This window comes from Bradyrhizobium sp. USDA 4516 (genome assembly GCF_054055915.1).
This window is the reverse complement of record NZ_JBSRXT010000001.1, coordinates 7233099-7251410: the sequence shown is the minus strand read 5'-3', so window position 1 is coordinate 7251410 and position 18312 is coordinate 7233099. Positions and strand designations below refer to the sequence as shown.

Below are 18312 nucleotides of genomic sequence, written 5' to 3'. Positions count from 1 at the left end.
TTGGGCGAAACGGCATTGTTGCCTGGCGCTATTTATGATTGAAGGTCGATCTGGGGATCACGAGTCGAGGCGTTCTGATTGCGTAAACCGGACATCCGTACCGGTCCGCGGCATCCGCATCTTGCGGCCGCGGGCTATGAGATCACGCGCCGCCTCAGCGAGTCTGCGCTGGCGAAGCGTGGCCTGCACAAGGCCAATGGCGCGTTCGCGCAGCGCACGATCGCCTCGATCCGCGAAAAGCTGCAGCGCGGCGAGACCGTCTATATCGCAGGCCTCGCCTGCCCCGGCACGCACAATACCGGCGTCGCGCTGGTCGAGATCACCCAGAAGGACGGACCGCGCCTGATCGTCAACAACGAGGAAGAGCGCTTCTCCGGTAACAAGCACACCAACGAGTTCCCGCAACACGCGCTCGACGACATGCGCAAGGTGTTGCAGCGGATGGGCCGCGACATCGGCGATATCGCCGCCTTCGTCACGACATGGGACTATCCGGCGCTGCTGGCGATGCTGATCCGCACCTCGCTCGAGGAAGCGCCGGCCAGCCTCAAACTGCTGCGCGCCCCGATCGCACCGGCGATCAATCTGCGCCAGCTGGATCAGGTGCGGCGGCTGTCGCACCGGCTCGGCAGGATGTACGGGCTCGACAAGCAATTGCCGCTGATCTGCATGCCGCATCACGACAATCACGCCTGGTACTCGTTCACGGCCTCGCCATTCGCCGATGCGCGCGAGCGTGTCGCGATCGCGGTGCTCGACGGTACTGGCGACGTCGGCTCGATCTCGCTCTATGTCGCCGAGAACGGCGAGATGAAGCAGCTCTATTGCAACGAGAGCCTGTTCGACTCGCTCGGTGCTTTCTACACCGTGATCTCATCCAGCCAGGGCGGCTGGACTTGGCTGTCCAGCGAGGGACGCTACATGGGCGCCGCCGCCTGGGGCGACATGAACCGCGCCACCAATCCGTATTATCAGCGCTTGAAGGCGGTGCTGCAGCTCGGGCCCAACGGCAGCGTGCAGCTCAATCGCGCGATGGCCAATTGGTACGCCGATCCCGCCGACAATCCCTATCGTCAGCCGCTGATCGACATTCTCGGCCCGCCGCTGCGCCCGGACCAGCTCTGGAATCCAGACGCCGTGCTGCGCGTCGAGGACATCAATCACCGCCCCGACACCAAGGACCGCGTTGATAAGGCAGCCGCGACGCAACTGGTGTTCGAGGACGCGATGATCCATGTCATCGACCATCTCCTGCGCACCACCGGCACCGACCGCCTGGTGCTGACCGGGGGCGTCGCGCTGAACGCGCTCGGCAACATGCGGCTGCTCGAGCATTTCGACGAGGCGTGGTTCGAGCGGGCGCAGCAGCGCAAGACGCGACTGCATATGTGGGTGCCGCCGGTGCCCGGCGATCCCGGGGTGCCGATCGGCGCCGCCTGGCTGTTCGCGCATATGGCGGGCGCGCCGCGCGGCGCGCCGCTGTCGCACGCATTCTATTGCGGCCTGCCGCCCTCGAACGCCGACATCACCGCGGCGCTGCATGCCGACGACATCGCCTCGACCGAGATCGGCAATGTGGCGACGTCAGAAGGGCGCGATGCGGTTGCCGACCTGATGGCGTCCATGGTCGCGCAAGGCGGTGTGATTGCGATCTATCAGGGCGCCGCCGAAACCGGCCCGCGCGCGCTCGGCCATCGCTCGATCCTCGCCAATCCCTGCGATCCCGAGGTGCGCGAGCGGCTGAACGAGCGCGTCAAGTATCGCGAGGCGATCCGGCCGCTGGCGCCGATGGCGACGCTGCGAGCTGCGCGCGATTATTTCGAGCTGGAAGACGGCGCCTCCGACGCTGACTACAACGCCTATAACTACATGGTGCTCACGGCGCATTCGAAGCCCGAGGCGCGCGCGAAGATTCCGGCGGTGGTGCATGCCGACGGCACCGGCCGCATCCAGATCGTGCGCGAGGCCGACGATCCCCTCACCTATGCCTATCTGAAGGCGCTCGGCCGTCATATCGGCGTCGAGATGTCGGTCAACACCTCGTTCAACGTCGCAGGTCCGATCGCGCAGACGCCGGCGCAGGCGATGGACACGCTGCGCCGCTCCAAGGGGCTCGATGCCGTGGTGTTGGTCGCCGACGACGGCACCGCCTACGCCGCCTGGCACGGCGGCGAGCACGACAGCGGCCGCTTCAGCGGATGGTATGCGGCGTGGAAGCAGGCGCGCGGCTGAACCAAACCAGCACGCGGCCGTCGATCAAGAGCAGCGCGCTCGCGATCACCAGCGCGCCGATCACCTCGCGCAGTGCGATCGGCTCGCCGAGCACGAGATAGCCGAGCAGCATCGCGGTGACCGGAATCAGCAGCGTCACCAGCATCACATTGGTCGCGCCGGAGCGCTGCAGGATCTGAAAGAACACGATATAGGCCAGCGCCGTCGACAGCGCCGCGAGCCCGAGCACGGCGAGCCATGTCGCGGGATGCGGCATCGGCAACAGCCACGGCCGATCGACGACGGCGGCGATGGGCGCCATCAGCACCGCCGAGGCCATCATCTGGAACGTCGCGGTGCCCAAGGGCGGCACGCGCTGCGGCAGCCGCCGTCCGACCAGCGCCGCGATGCCGTAGCTGAAGGCGCCTGCGAGGCACAGCAGGATGCCGATGCCCTGCCGGCTCTCGAAGCCGAGCGCATCGCCATGCAGGATCGCAACCCCGATCAGCCCGACCAGAACGCCCGCCACGCGGCGCGCTTGCAACCGTTCCTCGCCGGCCGCCGCCATCACGACCACCGCGAACAGCGGCGTCGTCGCGTTGAGGATCGAGGCCAGCCCGCTCGGAATATAGGTCTGCCCGAACACGATCAGCGCGAACGGCAGCACATTGTTGAACAGCCCCATCGCAACGAACGGCGCCCAGCCGGACAGGCTGCGCGGGAATTCGATTCCGGCGGCCCGCAGCAGCGGCAGCAGGATGATCGTGCCGAGCACGACGCGCAACAGCACCAGGGTCAGCGGCGGCAATTCGCGCAGGATCACGCCGTTGAAGAAGAACGAGCCGCCCCAGAGTACCGACAGCAGGACAAGCAGCCCCCAGTCGCGGCGATCGATCCAGTTGTCGGCGGAAGGCATGTCGGGCACTCACCTGCAGTCGGACAGGTGACTAGGGCAGCGCCGCGAATATTCCCACCCGATTTCCGACAATGGCGGCCCGCCTATTTCGGCCGCGACACGATCTCGATCATCTGGCCCTCGTCGGCGTCGGGCGCATGGGCCTTCGCCTTGTCGTAGGCGGCGAGCGCGGCGCGGCTCACGGGCACGCCGGGCAGCAAGGTCTCGGCGAGCCGCACGGCGTAGTCGGCATCCTTGTGGCGCAGCGCCGCGGTGAACGATGCGCCGGAGAAGTTGCGGTCGATCATCCGCTTGGAGTGGCGGATCACCTGCGGGCTCGCCACCGCGCCGGTCGCCAGCGCCTCGGCCACCAATTGCATGTCGAGGCCCGCCTGCTCGGCGATCGCCACGCCCTCGGCGAGGCTTGCGATCTGCACCGCGCCGATCAGGTTGTTGATCAACTTGAACACAGTGCCGGTGCCAACCGCGCCGAAATGGCGGATCGTGCTGCCAATCGGCGCTAGGAACGGCCGCGCCCGATCGAGATCGGCGGGATCAGCGCCCACCAGCAGCGTCAGCTTGCCGGCCGCCGCCGCCTCCGGCAGGCCGGTGACCGGGCAATCGATGTAGACCAAGCCACGGCTCTGCAGTTCGCGCGCCATCTCGACCGTGTGCTGGTACGAGACCGTGGAGCATTCGATCGCGAGCGTGCCGGCCTTCATGTTGGCGGCGGCGCCGTCCCTGGTCAGCCAGACCGCGCGCGAGGCTTCGTCGTCGGCGACCATGGTCACGACAGCATCGGCGTCGATTGCGGCATCCTCCGGCGAGGTCGCCCACAGCGCGCCGCGAGCGATCAGGTCCGCGGCCTTGGCCTTGCTGCGGTTCCACACGGCGACCGTGAAGCCGGCATCGAGGTAACGGCCGGCCATGCCGTGGCCCATGCGTCCCAATCCGATGAAAGCGACGCGCGGCATGGGCTAATCCACATCCTCAACGGAGCCGGGCCCGGTGCCGAAGGCACGCTGCGCCAAGGTCGCCGCCATGAATTCATCGAGGTCGCCATCGAGCACCCCCGACGTGTCGGAGGTCTGCACACCGGTGCGCAGGTCCTTCACCATCTGATAGGGCTGCAACACATAGGAGCGGATCTGGTGACCCCAGCCGATGTCGGTCTTGGCGGCCTGATCGGCGGCAGCCTGCTCCTCGCGCTTCTTCAGCTCGATCTCGTAGAGCCGCGCGCGCAGCATGTCCCAGGCCTGCGCCCGGTTCTTGTGCTGCGAGCGGCCGGCCTGGCAGACCACCGCGATGCCGGTCGGGATGTGCGTCAGGCGCACCGCCGACTCGGTCTTGTTGACGTGCTGGCCGCCGGCGCCGCCCGACCGCATGGTGTCGGTGCGAACATCGGACTCCTTGATCTCGATCTTGATGGAGTCGTCGATCACCGGGAAGATCTGCACCGACGAGAACGAGGTGTGCCGCCGCGCGTTGGAATCGAACGGCGAGATGCGCACCAGGCGATGCACGCCGGCCTCGGTCTTCAACCAGCCATAGGCGTTGTGGCCGGAGATCTGGATGGTGGCGGACTTGATGCCGGCTTCTTCACCCTGGGACTCTTCGAGGAACTCGATCTTGAAACCGTGCTTCTCCGCCCAGCGCGTGTACATGCGCAGCAGCATCTGCGCCCAGTCCTGGCTCTCGGTGCCGCCGGCGCCGGCATGGACTTCGAGATAGGAATCGAACTTGTCGGCCTCGCCCGACAGCAGCGCCTCCAGCTCGCGCCGGGCGACCTCCTTCTTGAGGTCCTTGAGCGCCTTCTCGGCCTCGGTGACCACGCCCTCATCGTTCTCGGCCTCGCCGAGCTCGATCATGCCGATATTGTCCTCGAGCTCGCGCTCGACCTTGCCGATGCCTGAGAGCGCGTCCTCCAGTGAGGTACGCTCCTGCATCAGCCGCTGGGCCTTCTGGGGATCGTTCCAGAGATTGGGGTCTTCTGCGAGCTTGTTCAGCTCAGCGAGGCGTGCCGTCGATTGTTCGACGTCAAAGATGCCTCCTCAGCAGCCCGACTGACTGCTTGATCTCTTCAACAAGGCGTTCGATTTCCGCGCGCATGGTCTTTCAGGTGTTGGCTAAAAAGGTTCCGGGGGATGTAGCGACCGGCGCGGCAAAGCGCAATCGACTTGGCCGCACTATCCCGGCGATTTGGCCGGACAGGCCGTTAGTAAAGCCCCCCGGTTCCCGGACGCATGAAGAAGCCGCCATCCGGCTGCGCCCCATTCTGCGACGGCTGCGGGCCAGTCGCAGGGCCGCGCCCATCGGCATCGGCGACGCCGATGACCGAATAGTTCTCCGGCGGCGCGGTGCCCGGCTTGAAGGCTTCGAGGATGGTGTTGCCGCCGTCGCCGGGACCGGCGCGCATGCCGGACTTGGCGTCGACGCGGATCAGCTTGATGCCGGCCGGAACCTTGAACGGCGTCGGCGGCTTGTCGGCCAGCGCAAGCTTGAGGAAGTCGCGGGCGATCGGCGCTGCGACGTGGCCGCCGGTGGCGGCGCGGCCGAGATTGCGCGGCTTGTCGTAGCCCATGTAAACGCCGACTGCGAGATCCGGCGAGAAGCCGACGAACCAGACGTCCTTCTCGTCGTTGGTGGTGCCGGTCTTGCCGGCGATCGGCTTGCCGACCTCCTTCACGACGGTTGCGGTGCCGCGCTGGACCACGCCTTCCATCATCTCGGTGATCTGGTAGGCGGTCATCGGATCGAGCACCTGTTCGCGACGGTCGACCAGCTGCGGCTCCGGCTGGCTCTTCCATCCCCCCGGCGCGTCGCAGCCGCGGCATTCGCGGGTGTCGTGCTTGAAGATGGTATGGCCGTAGCGATCCTGGATGCGATCGATCAGCGTCGGCTTCACCCGGCGGCCGCCATTGGCGAACATCGAATAGGCCGTGACCATACGCATCACCGTCGTCTCGCCGGCACCGAGCGCATACGACAGATAGTTCGGCAATTCGTCATAGACGCCGAAGCGCTTGGCGTATTCGCCGACCAGCGGCATGCCGATGTCCTGTGCGAGCCGCACCGTCACGGTGTTGAGCGAGCGCTGCAGCGCGTTGCGCAGCGTGGTCGGGCCGTAATACTTGCCGGTCGAATAGTTCTCGGGACGCCACACGCCGGCGCCCTGCCCCTGATCGATCTCGATCGGCGCGTCGATCACGGTGGTCGACGGCGTATAGCCGTTGTCGAGCGCCGACGAGTACACGATCGGCTTGAACGACGAACCCGGCTGCCGGTAGGCCTGCGTCGCGCGGTTGAACTGACTCTGGTCGAACGAGAAGCCGCCGACCATCGCGAGCACGCGGCCGGTCCACGGATCCATCGCCACCATCGCGCCGGACACTTCAGGCAATTGCCGCAGGCGATACTGGCCTTCGACCGCGTTGCCTTCCTTGGTCACCAGCGGATCGGCGTAGATCACGTCACCCGGCTGCAGCACCTGCGAAACCGCGCTCGGCGCCTTGCCCTTGGTCTTGGCCCAGCGCACGCCGTCCATCGTGATGATGCCGGTCTGCCGCTCCTTGCTGACCGCGCCGCCGAGCTCGCGGCCCGGCTGGAAGCCGATCCGCGCCGACTGATCGCTGGTCTCGAGCACGACGGCCATCCGCCACGGCGAGATGTCGGACAGCGACTTCACGTCGGCAAGCTTGACGCCCCAGTCACCGGAAATGTCGAGCTTGTGCAGCGCCCCGCGCCAACCCTGCGCCTCGTCGTAATTGACGAGCCCCGCGACCATGGTCTTGCGCGCCATCACCTGGATCTTGGGATCGAGCGTGGTGCGCACCGACAGACCACCCTCGTAGAGCTTCTTTTCGCCGTAGCGCTCGAAGATGTCGCGACGGACCTCCTCGGCGAAATATTCGCCGGCGAAGATATGCGCGCCGTTCGAGCGGCTGGTGACGTTGAGCGGGTCCTTGCGCGCCTTGTCGGCGTCGGCCTGCTTGATCCAGCCGTTCTCCAGCAGACGATCGATCACATAATTGCGGCGCTCGATCGCGCGGTCACGGTTGCGCACCGGATGCAGCGCCGCCGGCGCCTTCGGCAGCGCGGCGAGGTAGGACGCTTCCGCGATCGTCAGCTCGTTGACCGACTTGTCGAAATAGACCAGCGACGCCGCCGCGATGCCGTAGGCACCGAGGCCGAGATAGATTTCGTTCAGATAGAGCTCGAGGATGCGGTCCTTGGAATAGGCGCGCTCGATGCGCATCGCCAGCAAGGCTTCCTTGATCTTACGGCTGAACGAGACCTCGTTGGTGAGCAGGAAGTTCTTCGCGACCTGCTGGGTGATGGTCGAGGCGCCCTGCGGGCGACGGTTCGAGCCGTAGTTCTGCGCATAAAGGATCGCAGCGCGCGCCATGCCCTGATAGTCGATGCCGCCGTGCTCGTAGAAGTTCTTGTCTTCGGCGGCGAGGAAGGCGTTGATCACGAGCTTCGGCACCGCCTGGATCGGCAGATAGAGCCGGCGCTCCTTGGAGTATTCGCCAAGCAGCGCGCCGTCGGCGGCATGCACGCGGGTCATCACCGGCGGCTCATAGTCCTGCAGCTGCGAGTAGTCGGGCAGATCCTTGGAGAAATGCCAGATGGCGCCAGCGACGGCGGCGACACCGACCAGGAACACGACGGTTCCGGCGGCGAACAAGAAACCCATAAACCGCACGAGCAGTCGCATTATCGACGTTCCGTTCCTACCCTCCGGCGCTCAGTCGTCAGAAGCGCCTGTCCAAAAGTGCGAAAGCCTCACACAACGAAGCTTTGGCCCAGCGAGCCACCTTGCGCACGCGAGTATACAAGAGCCGCCGGACAATATGGTCGATTCTGCGGACCTGCGGTCCATTGTCTATACCGTCGCGGCTGTGGCCAAACTAGGGCTTCGGCGCAACGGCCCCGGCTTTTCAGCGAGCCGATTTCACTTTGCCGACCCGGCAGTTGCCAGCCGTTTGGCGAAGAACGTGTCGATCGCCTGCACCATCGAGCCGACCGCCTTGTTCCGCCAGCTCTCCGAGACCAGGTGCTCGAGGTCCCCCTTGTTGGAGACGTAGCCGATCTCGACCAGCACGGACGGCACGTCGGGCGCCTTCAGCACCCGGAAGCCGGCCGATTTGAGCGGATGCTTGTGCATCCGCACCGTGGTCTTCATCTCGTCCATCAGAAGACGGGCGAAGCGATTGGAAAACGTCTTGGTTTCACGCTGCGCGAGGTCGATCAGGATGTCGGCGACCTCGGTCGGTTCGTCGGTCAGGTTCACCCCGCCGATGGCGTCGGCCTTGTTTTCCGCCTCCGCCAGCCGTTCGGCCTCGGCGTCGGAGGCCTTGTCCGACACCGTGTAGATCGTGGCGCCCTGGGCATCGCCCTCGCGGCGCGGCAGGGCGTCGGCGTGGATCGAGACGAACAGCGCCGCGGACTGGGAGCGCGCGATCTTCACCCGATCGTTGAGCGGGATGAAGGTGTCGTCGGACCGCGTCATGACCACCCGATACTTGCCCGACTTCTCGATCCGGTCGCGCAGGGCAAGGCCAAAGCCGAGCACCAGGTTCTTCTCGGTCTGGTCGCCGGATTGCGTGCCGTTGTCGATGCCGCCGTGACCGGGATCGATCACGATCAGCGGGCGCGCGTCGGTGACCGCGACCGGCGGCAGCGCCGCCGAGGTGACGGCCGGAATGGTGGCGGTGGTGGATTCGGAAATCGCCGGTTTCGATTCGGGCCGGCTCGCGGGCGCCAGCGACTGCACGAAGCTGGTGCGGTCGACCTCCTCGAAGTCCAGCACAAGCCGCGGCGGCTGGCCGTTGGCGGCGTCGAGCACGTAGGAATTCGCGATCTTCACCGGTCCGGTCAGGTCGAACACGATCCGCGAGCCGCCGGGCATCACGAGGCCATAGCGGAACGCCTTCACCAGGCCCCGCCCCGCCGAGCCGGTGCCGGCCGCGAGCTGAAAATCGACCTGCGGGATATCGACCACGACGCGGTAGGGGTCAGCCAGCGGGAAGGCGCGAAATTCGATCTTGCGGTCGAGGTCGAGGATGAATCGGGTCTGCTTGGCGTCGCCGGCGAGCCTGGCGCCGGATGCGACCGGGAAATTCGGGGAGCTCGCGGCCGGCGCAGGCGGGCTGTTCTGCGGGCCCTCAGCGGCGCTCGGGGCGCCGGCAATGGCAAACACCGATGTTGCGGCGCAAAATAGCCCGCATCCCAGAAAAACAAGGTGTTTTGCGCGGTTCGCCACCCGATTCGTAGCCTCCCAGCTGCTTCTTACCGCATTAGAACCACACGGTTAATCGCCCCCTAATGACGCTCCGGCGAAAAGAACCGAGTGTTGCGGCGGCGTGACGCTTCCCTTGCACGCGGCGGTCAATCCACGTATGTACGAGGTGCTGACGGCTAGTACTCCCGGTTGTGTCGCGTTCAGCCTCCCGGTGCAGCGGTGGAACCTTCCTGATCGAAGATCCCGCCGTGTTTTTCCGGTCCCTCCCCAGCCAGCGCCGCGCGCGGCTGACACGGAGTGGCGGATTCAAGCCCGAGCGGCGTCCGGTCCCAGGCACACTCCCTCGCCAGAGGGACGGTTTGAGACACGGCATAACCGATTATCCGGTCCCTTGGGGCCTCGATATGCGATGGCCGGCAGGCGCTTCGGCGCCAGACGGGGCTTTCAGCAAAAGATACGGCGGTATTTTTCGCCGCCAACATGTTTAGACGGGCCGACGCTTAATGCGCCAGACTGCATTGCCGACCAGGATCCCCCGAATGATCGCGCTGACGCGAGGTGAAAACTTCGCCCGTCGCATCATCCCGGTGAGTTCCCGTCCGGCGCTGCGCCGCGAGATGCGTTTCGGCCTTCCCCTCACCCCCGAATCAGGTGGACCGTCGCGTCACCGGGCGGCGCAGTTTGCGCGCGCCATGATCCGCGCCCGCCGCCGTCAAGAGCTCCAAAATGCCCAACAAGATGTTGATCGATGCCACCCACCCGGAAGAGACCCGGGTCGTCGTGGTCCGTGGCAATCGCGTCGAAGAGTTTGATTTCGAGACCGCCCAGCGCAAACAGCTGCGCGGCAACATTTATCTCGCCAAGGTTACGCGCGTAGAGCCGTCGCTGCAGGCCGCCTTCATCGAGTATGGCGGCAACCGGCATGGCTTCCTGGCCTTCAGCGAAATCCATCCCGACTATTACCAGATCCCGGTCGCCGACCGTCAGGCGCTGATCGAGGCCGACGAGCGCGCCCATCGCGAGGCCGAGGAAGAGCACGAGAACCGCGGCCATCGCCGCCGGTCGCGCCATCGCAATGCCCGTCGCCGCGGCCATGGCGAGCGCGTCCAGAGCGAGGTGATCGAGGGCGCGAACGACACCCAGGCGCTGCCCACCATCGAGGCCCACGAACATCCCGTCGATGCCGAGCATCATGAACATGATGCCGGGCACCACGATCACGGCGTGGTCGCCCACGAAGGCCACGAGCATGAGGCGCATGATCATGCGCATCACGAGGACCATGAGCATCACCATGATCATGACCACGACGATCATGGCGACCACGATCATGGTCACGACGACCATCACGATCATGCCCATGATCACGACCACGCCCCCGAGGTGAGCGAGGCGGCGGTTGCCGACGCCCCCTCCGACCCCGTCGTTGCGGTGGTCGAAGCCTCCGCCGCGTCGGCCGCGCCCGAGACCGTCGAGACGGTCGAGGTCAATCATGAGCCCGAGCGCGCCCATGAGGAGCAGATCGAGGAAAACGCCGCGCATGCCGACGACGCGCCGCATGTGGCTTCCGACGAGGTTCACGCCGATGAGCACGCGGTCGCCGAATATGGCGCGCTCGCCGAGGTGGTCGCGCCCGAGACCGGGCCTGGCGACGAGGCCGGCGAAGATGACGAAGAGGATGACGGCGAGGAAGGCGAGGAAGAGGACGTCGTCGAGTCGGTCGGCGGCGACGACGTGCTCGAGGAGGTTCCGGAGCGCCCGTTCCGTCCGCGCCGCCAGTACAAGATCCAGGAAGTGATCAAGCGCCGGCAGGTGATGCTGGTGCAGGTCGTCAAGGAAGAGCGCGGCAACAAGGGCGCCGCGCTGACCACCTATCTGTCGCTCGCCGGCCGCTACGCCGTGCTGATGCCCAACACCGCGCGCGGCGGCGGCATCAGCCGCAAGATCACCTCCGCCCAGGACCGTTCGCGGCTGAAGGAAGTGGTGCAGGATCTCGACGTGCCCGAGGGCATGGGGATCATCCTGCGCACCGCCGGCGCCTCCCGCAGCAAGCCGGAGATCAAGCGCGACTTCGAATACCTGATCCGGATGTGGGAAACGGTGCGCGACCTAACGCTGAAGTCGCAGGCGCCGACGCTGGTCTACGAGGAAGGCTCGCTGATCAAGCGCTCGCTGCGCGACCTCTACAACAAGGAGATCGACGAGATCCAGGTGGCGGGCGAAGCCGGCTATCGTGAAGCGCGCGACTTCATGAAGATGCTGATGCCGGCCAATGTGCGGGCGGTGAAGCAATATCGCGACGGCCAGCCGCTGTTCTCGCGCATGGGCGTCGAAAGCCAGCTCGACGCGATGTTCTCGCCGACCGTGCAATTGCGCTCCGGCGGCTACATCGTGATCAACCAGACCGAGGCGCTGGTCTCGATCGACGTCAACTCCGGCCGCGCCACGCGCGAGCACCATATCGAGGACACCGCGCTCAAGACCAATCTGGAAGCGGCGGAAGAAGTCGCGCGCCAATTGCGCCTGCGTGACCTCGCCGGCCTGATCGTCATCGACTTCATCGACATGGACGAGAAGCGCAACAACCGCGCGGTCGAGCGCAAGCTGTCCGACTGCCTGCGCCAGGACCGTGCGCGGATCCAGGTCGGCCGCATCTCGCATTTCGGCCTCTTGGAAATGTCGCGCCAGCGCATCCGTGCCAGCGTGCTCGAAAGCTCGACGGAGCCCTGCCCGCAATGCGGCGGAAGCGGTCACGTCCGTTCGGTCTCGTCGGTGGCGCTGCAGCTCTTGCGCGGCATCGAGGAGATCCTGATGAAGGGCGCGACCCACAATCTGGTGGTCCGCACCCGCACCGACGTCGCGCTCTACGTGCTCAACCACAAGCGCGGCCATCTGCGCGATCTCGAAGACTCCTTCCGGGTTTCGCTGTCGATCGTCGCGGATGCCACGGTGCATGGCCAGCAGTCCTACATCATCGACCGCGGCGAGCAGGTGCATACACTCGAAGCCGCCAAGGCGCTGCTCGCTGCGCAGGCTGCCGCTGCGCCGGCCCAGGCCGAAGAGGCCGATGACGAGGAAGAACTGTTCGAATACGAGGCCGAGCTCGAAACCGACGAGACCGAGGGCCTCGCCGACGAGCGGGCGGCCGGCGATGAATCGGGCTCCGCCGAGGGCGAAGGCGACGGTCAGCGCCGCAAGCGGCGCCGCCGGCGCCGCGGCCGCGGTGGCGGCAGCGAGGCGCGTGAAGGCGCCCAGCAGCCGCGCGAGGACGGCGATCTCATGCATGTCCTGCCCGAAGGCACCGAGGCGGTTGCCGCCGCCGATGCCGAAGGTGATGAGGACGAAGGCGACGAGCAGCAGAGCGCTGCCCGCGACGACCAGGCCGGCAATGGCGATCGCCGTCCGCGGCGCCGCGGACGCCGTGGCGGCCGGCGCCGGCGCGGCAGTGGCGGACCGGATGACGGTCTCGCCGGATCGATCTCCGATGAGTTGAGCCCGGCGGCGACGTCGGAGGCCTCCGACGCAGTCGCCGATTTCGATAGCCATGATATGGAGCCGGCTCCCTCGCTGGCGCAGCCCGAACTGGTCGCCGAGCCGCCGGAGTGGCAGCCGACCGAGGTCGCGCCTGTCGAGCCGGTCGCGGCACCCGAGCCCGAAACCCCCGCGGCGTCTGCCGCCGAGGACACTGCCGAAGGTGACCGCGCGCAGCGTCGCCGCTCGACGGTGCGCGAAAAGGTCAACTTCGCATCGCCCCCTCAGCCCGAGGCATCAGCGGCGCTGGTTCAAAGCCCGCCGGAGGAAGCTGCCCCTGAGCCGGCCGCGGCTGCTCCGGAGCCGGCACCGGCCGCTGCGGCCGAGGCTCCGGCCCGCAAGGGCTGGTGGTCGCGCCGCTTCGGCGGCGGCAACTAGCACCACCTGCAAGTCAGAACGCCCGGCTCACGCCGGGCGTTTTTATTGAACAGGCAATCCGTTCGTCAGACGCCGGCGTAACGAAGCCTGACGGAGACGGATCCCAATGCAAAGCGCGATCGTTCTTGGCGGCGGCATGGTGGGCGTCAGCACGGCGCTGCATCTGCAGCGCCGCGGCTGGTCGGTGACGCTCGTCGACCGCAAGGATCCGGGCCGCGAAACCAGCTACGGCAATGCCGGCATCATCCAGAGCGAGGCGGTGCGGCCCTACCCGATGCCGCGCGATCCTGCCGTCCTCGCCCGGATCGCGATGGGGCGCACCAACGACGTGCGCTACCGCCTGGCTTCGCTGCCGCAGCACGCCGGTCCGCTGCTGCGCTATTGGTGGAACTCGACGCCCGAGCGGCACCGTGAAGCCACCATCGCCTGGGCGCGCCTGATCGCCTACGCCACCGCGGAGCACGACACGCTGATCCGCGATGCCCATGCCGACAATCTGATCCGCCGCGCCGGCTATCGCCTGCTACATCGCGACCCGGCCGCGCTCGAACAGGCCATTGCGATCGCCGAGGAGAACCAGCGCGACTTCGGCGTGACGTTTCGCGTGCTTGATGGCCGCGAGCTCGCCAAGGCGGAGCCGTTGCTGCGCGACGACCTGCCCGGCGCCATTCACTGGCTTGGGCCCTGGACCGTGTCGGACCCCGGCGGGCTTGTTTCCGCCTATGCCGGACTGTTCGAGCGTCTCGGCGGCACGCTGTTGCGCGGCGATGCGCAGACGCTGACGGAGACGACGTCCGGCTGGTCGGTCGACACCAGTGGCGGCCGGATCGATGCCGCCCATGTCGTGGTCACGCTCGGCCCGTGGTCACCGCAATTGCTCCGCAAGTTCGGCTACCGGATCCCGCTGGTGCGCAAGCGCGGCTACCACATGCACTACCAGGGCGGCCGCTCGCTCGACCTGCCGCTGGTCGACACCGCGAACGGCTATGCGATGGCGCCGATGGCCAAGGGCATCCGCATCACCACCGGCGCGGAGCTGACCAGTCCCGACGCACCGGCGACGCCGATCCAGCTCGGCTACGCCGAAGTGGCCGCGCGCGAGCTGATCGAGATCGGCAGCCGCGTCGAGCCCGAGCCGTGGTTCGGTACCCGCCCCTGCACGACCGACATGCTGCCTGTGCTCGGGCCGGTGCCGCGGCATCGCGGGCTGTGGGTGAATTTCGGCCACGGCCATCAGGGCTTCACGCTCGGCCCCGCGACCGCGCGGGTGCTGGCCGAAACGATGAACGGCGAGGCATCCGCAGTGGACACCTCGCCGTATCGGCTGGACCGGTTCTGAGACGTCGAAGCAGACTTAGAGCGTTTTCGAGCGAAGTGGATACCGGTTCGCGTGAAGAAAACGCGTCAAAACAAGAATCTAGAGCCCCGTTCCGATTCCATCGGAACCTGAAAAGCTCTAGGACCGATCGACATTCAGGATTCCCAAGCGGTTTGATCGCTGATTCATAGAGTTCCGTGATTCGAGACACGGAGCAGATGGTGGCGGCGAAACGATATGAGCTGACGGAGGCGCAATGGGCGAGGATTGCGCCACTGCTGCCGGGGAAAGCTGGCGACCCGGGACGTACGGCTGCGGACAATCGACTGTTCGTCAACGGATGTTTGTGGGTTTTGCGATCGGGCGCACACTGGAGCGACCTGCCGGAACGGTACGGCAAGTGGAAAACGGTGCATCAGCGCTTCAGCCGCTGGTGCCATGCCGGCGTCTGGGAGCGCGTGTTCGCTGCTCTGACCGCCGATCGCGACAACCAGTATCTGATGATCGACAGCACCATCGTTCGCGCCCACCAGCAGGCGACGAGCGGAAAAGGGGGGCCAAAGATCAGGCGCTGGGGCGTTCCCGAGGTGGACTGACCACCAAGATCCACATGCTGGCTGATGCGCTCGGCCGTCCGCTCCGCTTCATCGTCACGGCTGGGCAAGTTAATGACATCACCCAGGCGCCGGCACTGCTCCACGGCCAAAGCGGCGATGCCGTGCTCGCCGACAAGGCCTATGACAGCAACGCCCTGCGTGCGATCATCGCGGAAATCGGCGCAACGGCGGTGATCCCGTCAAACCGCACCCGCAGGATCATCATTCCGCACGACGCCGACGCATACAAACAGCGCAACCGCATCGAGCGCTGCTTTTGCCAGCTCAAACACTTCCGACGCTTGGCAACCCGTTATGACAGGCGATCTGACAACTTTACCGGCTTCATCCATCTCGCTGCCGCAATGATCTGGATGCAATGAATGTCGATCGGTCCTAGTCCGTCGTCAACGCGGTCTCCATGTCGGTTGGGTCGACCTGTTTGGCGAGATTGGCATTGAGCTTGTCGCGGTCGAGCTCACCCTCCCACCAGGCGACGATCACGCAAGCCACGCCGTTGCCGCACAGATTGGTCAGCGCGCGGCACTCGCTCATGAACTTGTCGATGCCGAGCACGATCGCCATGCCCGGCACCAGCCGCGGATCGACCACCGCAAGCGTCGCCGCCAAGGTGATGAAGCCGGCGCCGGTGATGCCGGAGGCGCCCTTCGAGGTCAGCATCGCCACGATCAGGATGGTGATCTGCTGGCTGAAGGTGAGATCGAAACCCAGCGCCTGTGCGATGAACAGGGTCGCCAGCGTCATGTAGATGTTGGTGCCGTCGAGGTTGAACGAATAGCCCGTGGGCACCACGAGGCCGACCACCGATTTCGAGCAGCCGAGCCGTTCGAGCTTCTCCATCAATGACGGCAGCGCGCTCTCGGAGGACGAGGTGCCGAGCACGATCAATAGCTCGTCCTTGATGTAGGCCAGGAACTTAAAGATCGAGAACCCCGCGATCCGCGCGATGATGCCGAGCACCACGAACACGAACAGCGCGGCGGTCAGATAGAACGTCGCGATCAGCCCCATCAGGTTGAGGATCGCGCCGGTGCCGAACTTGCCGATGGTGAAGGCCATCGCGCCGAACGCGCCGATCGGCGCCGCCCGCATCACGATCGAGATGACGCCGAACACGGCGTGCGCGGCGTCGTCGATGAACGAGCGGATGGTGTGGCCGCGCTCGCCGAGGCCCATGATCGCGAAGCCGAACAGCACCGAGAACAGCAGCACCTGCAGGATCTCGCCCTGCGCGAATGCACCGACCACGGTGTCGGGAATGATGTGCAACACGAAGTCGACGCTCTTCTGCGCCTCCGCCTGCTTGGCATAGCCGGCAACCGCCTGCGCATTCGCCGCCGCATTGCCGAAGCCGGCACCCGGCCTGACCAGATTGCCGACGAGCAATCCGATCACCAGCGCGAAGGTCGAGACGACCTCGAAATACACCAGCGCCTTGACGCCGATGCGGCCGACCTTCTTGGCATCTTGTATATGGGCGATGCCCGACACCACGGTGCAGAAGATGATCGGCGCGATCACCATCTTGATCAGCTTGATGAAGCCGTCGCCGAGTGCCTTGATCCACTCGTTGGTGGCAAGGCCCGGCCACAACCAGCCGACCAATGCGCCGAGCACGATCGCGATCAGGACCTGGACATAGAGAACTTTATACCACGGCTTGCTGCCGGCGCTCGCCGGCGCAGCCGTGACAACGGTTGCCGTTGCCATGTGTCACTCCCCCTCAGAAATGGCGGAAACAGCCAAGATCAACTTGGCGGTTCAAGTCAAATGGAACTGTGTGGGCCCTGCCGCTTATCCGCGATGATCCGCGCGCCACAGTGCCGGCGAAACCACGGCACTGCGCTGCGAAACCGATCCGAAAGGCAAAGCGAACGCCGGAAGGCTCTTGATGGCTCTTGGAGTTTGAAGGCTCCTGGAGTTCGCGGGCTATTTAAGCCAATGCGCGATCCGTGCAACTGCTTCCTGCATCTCCGCGGCCGAGCGTGCATAGGAAAAACGGATGAAGGCGCGGCCGTGGATCGGATCGAAATCGACGCCGGGGGTCGCCGCGACATGCGCCTTCTCGAGCATCTCGCTGGCGAAGGCGAAGCTGTCGGAGGTGAAGTCGGAGACGTCGGCATAGAGGTAGAACGCGCCGTCAGCGGGAAGGAATTTGGTCAGGCCGGCCTTCGGCAGCCCTTCGATCAGGATGCGGCGGTTCTCCTGATAGCCGCGCTTGATCGCCTCCATCTCCTCGCGGCCTTCGAACGCCGCTTCGGCCGCGATCTGCGACAGGGTCGGCACCGAGATCGACAGGTTCTGCTGCAGCCGCTCGATCGGCCGCACCAGCACGTCGGGCACCACCATCCAGCCGACACGCCAGCCGGTCATGCAGAAGTACTTCGAGAACGAGTTGATCACGAGCGCGTTCGGCGACAGTTCGGCGGCCGTCACCGCAGGGAACGCGTAGTCGAGCCCGTGATAGATCTCGTCGGAGATGAAGCGGATGCCGGCGCTGTCGGCGGCTGCCATCAGGGTCGACAGCGCCTCGCGCGACATCATGGTGCCGGTCGGGTTGGCAGGGCTGCCGACCAGCACGCCCTTCAGCGGCGCCTTGCGATGGGCGGCGAGCAGCGCCTCGCCGGTCAGGGCATGGCGGGTGTCGCCGGAGGTTTCGATCAGCACCGGCTCGCAGCCCAGCGCGGTCAGGATATGCCGGTACGGCGGATAGCCCGGCACGGTCACGGCGACCCGGTCGCCCGGCTCGAACATCGCAAGAAACGCCAGGATGAATCCACCCGACGAGCCGGTCGTAACGATGATGCGTTCCGCGTCGACCGCGCAACCATACGTGTCGCTGTAGTGCCGGGCGATGCGCGCGCGCAGCGAGGGAATGCCGAGCGCCGAGGTGTAGTCGATCCGCCCGTCCGCAAGCGCGGCCTGCGCGGCCGCGATCGCCGGCTTCGGCGCGCCTGCGGCGGGCTGCCCCACCTCCATATGGATGACATGGCCGCCGGCGGCCTCGATTCGCGCGGCGGCCGCCATCACGTCCATCACCATGAACGGCGGAACATCGCTCCGTCCGGACGCTGTCAACAGGCTGCTTACACGGTCTCTCGGTGTCGCTTCACGCATG

General features: G+C 66.1%; 11 protein-coding genes. 4 read left to right on the top strand and 7 right to left on the bottom strand.

Features of this window, described 5'->3' with window-relative positions; genetic code table 11:
- Positions 1-78 precede the first annotated feature (78 nt).
- The gene (locus ACVI1L_RS33160; RefSeq protein ID WP_456784796.1) at positions 79-2232 is read left to right on the top strand and encodes a carbamoyltransferase C-terminal domain-containing protein; all 2154 of its coding nucleotides are present in this window, start codon (positions 79-81) and stop codon (positions 2230-2232) included.
- On the opposite strand, the gene ACVI1L_RS33155 is transcribed toward ACVI1L_RS33160, so the two are convergent.
- From ACVI1L_RS33155 to ACVI1L_RS33135, 5 genes are all read right to left on the bottom strand, one after another.
- A complete protein-coding gene (locus ACVI1L_RS33155) occupies positions 2192-3127 on the bottom strand; it encodes a DMT family transporter (RefSeq protein ID WP_076832278.1) in 936 nt (311 codons plus the stop codon). The two genes, ACVI1L_RS33160 and ACVI1L_RS33155, sit on opposite strands and share 41 nt — an antisense overlap.
- Positions 3128-3210: 83 nt before the next feature.
- A complete protein-coding gene (locus ACVI1L_RS33150; protein ID WP_057020005.1) occupies positions 3211-4080 on the bottom strand; it encodes an NAD(P)-dependent oxidoreductase in 870 nt (289 codons plus the stop codon).
- A 3-nt stretch (positions 4081-4083) separates the two neighbouring features.
- Positions 4084-5215 (bottom strand): peptide chain release factor 2 gene (gene prfB / locus ACVI1L_RS33145; RefSeq protein WP_143029616.1). Its coding sequence is split into 2 segments (ribosomal slippage): positions 4084-5145 and positions 5147-5215, totalling 1131 coding nucleotides; the frame shifts between segments, so codons are not numbered across the junction.
- Positions 5216-5321: 106 nt separating this feature from the next.
- Positions 5322-7823, bottom strand: a complete 2502-nt coding sequence (locus ACVI1L_RS33140; protein WP_456784795.1) for a penicillin-binding protein 1A — start codon at positions 7821-7823, stop codon at positions 5322-5324.
- Between the two features lie 237 nt (positions 7824-8060).
- The gene (locus tag ACVI1L_RS33135) at positions 8061-9371 is read right to left on the bottom strand and encodes an N-acetylmuramoyl-L-alanine amidase (RefSeq protein ID WP_057020002.1); all 1311 of its coding nucleotides are present in this window, start codon (positions 9369-9371) and stop codon (positions 8061-8063) included.
- Between the two features lie 705 nt (positions 9372-10076).
- On the opposite strand from ACVI1L_RS33135, the gene ACVI1L_RS33130 reads away from it, so the two are divergent.
- From ACVI1L_RS33130 to ACVI1L_RS33120, 3 genes are all read left to right on the top strand, one after another.
- Entirely contained in the window at positions 10077-13259 is a 3183-nt protein-coding gene (locus ACVI1L_RS33130) for an Rne/Rng family ribonuclease (RefSeq protein WP_456784794.1), read from the top strand.
- Positions 13260-13365: 106 nt separating this feature from the next.
- A complete protein-coding gene (locus ACVI1L_RS33125) occupies positions 13366-14598 on the top strand; it encodes an NAD(P)/FAD-dependent oxidoreductase (RefSeq protein WP_253623917.1) in 1233 nt (410 codons plus the stop codon).
- A 197-nt stretch (positions 14599-14795) separates the two neighbouring features.
- A protein-coding gene (locus tag ACVI1L_RS33120) for an IS5 family transposase (RefSeq protein ID WP_210185730.1) occupies positions 14796-15556 on the top strand; the annotation gives its coding sequence in 2 pieces (ribosomal slippage) (positions 14796-15141 and positions 15141-15556; 762 coding nt in all).
- A gap of 13 nt (positions 15557-15569) precedes the next feature.
- Here ACVI1L_RS33120 and ACVI1L_RS33115 read toward each other — a convergent pair.
- Together ACVI1L_RS33115 and ACVI1L_RS33110 are read right to left on the bottom strand one after the other, a co-directional pair.
- On the bottom strand, positions 15570-16904 hold the full coding sequence (locus tag ACVI1L_RS33115) for a dicarboxylate/amino acid:cation symporter (protein WP_057020000.1): 1335 nt from the start codon (positions 16902-16904) through the stop codon (positions 15570-15572).
- A 219-nt stretch (positions 16905-17123) separates the two neighbouring features.
- A complete protein-coding gene (locus ACVI1L_RS33110; protein ID WP_310879403.1) occupies positions 17124-18311 on the bottom strand; it encodes a pyridoxal phosphate-dependent aminotransferase in 1188 nt (395 codons plus the stop codon).
- Position 18312: the final 1 nt, after the last annotated feature.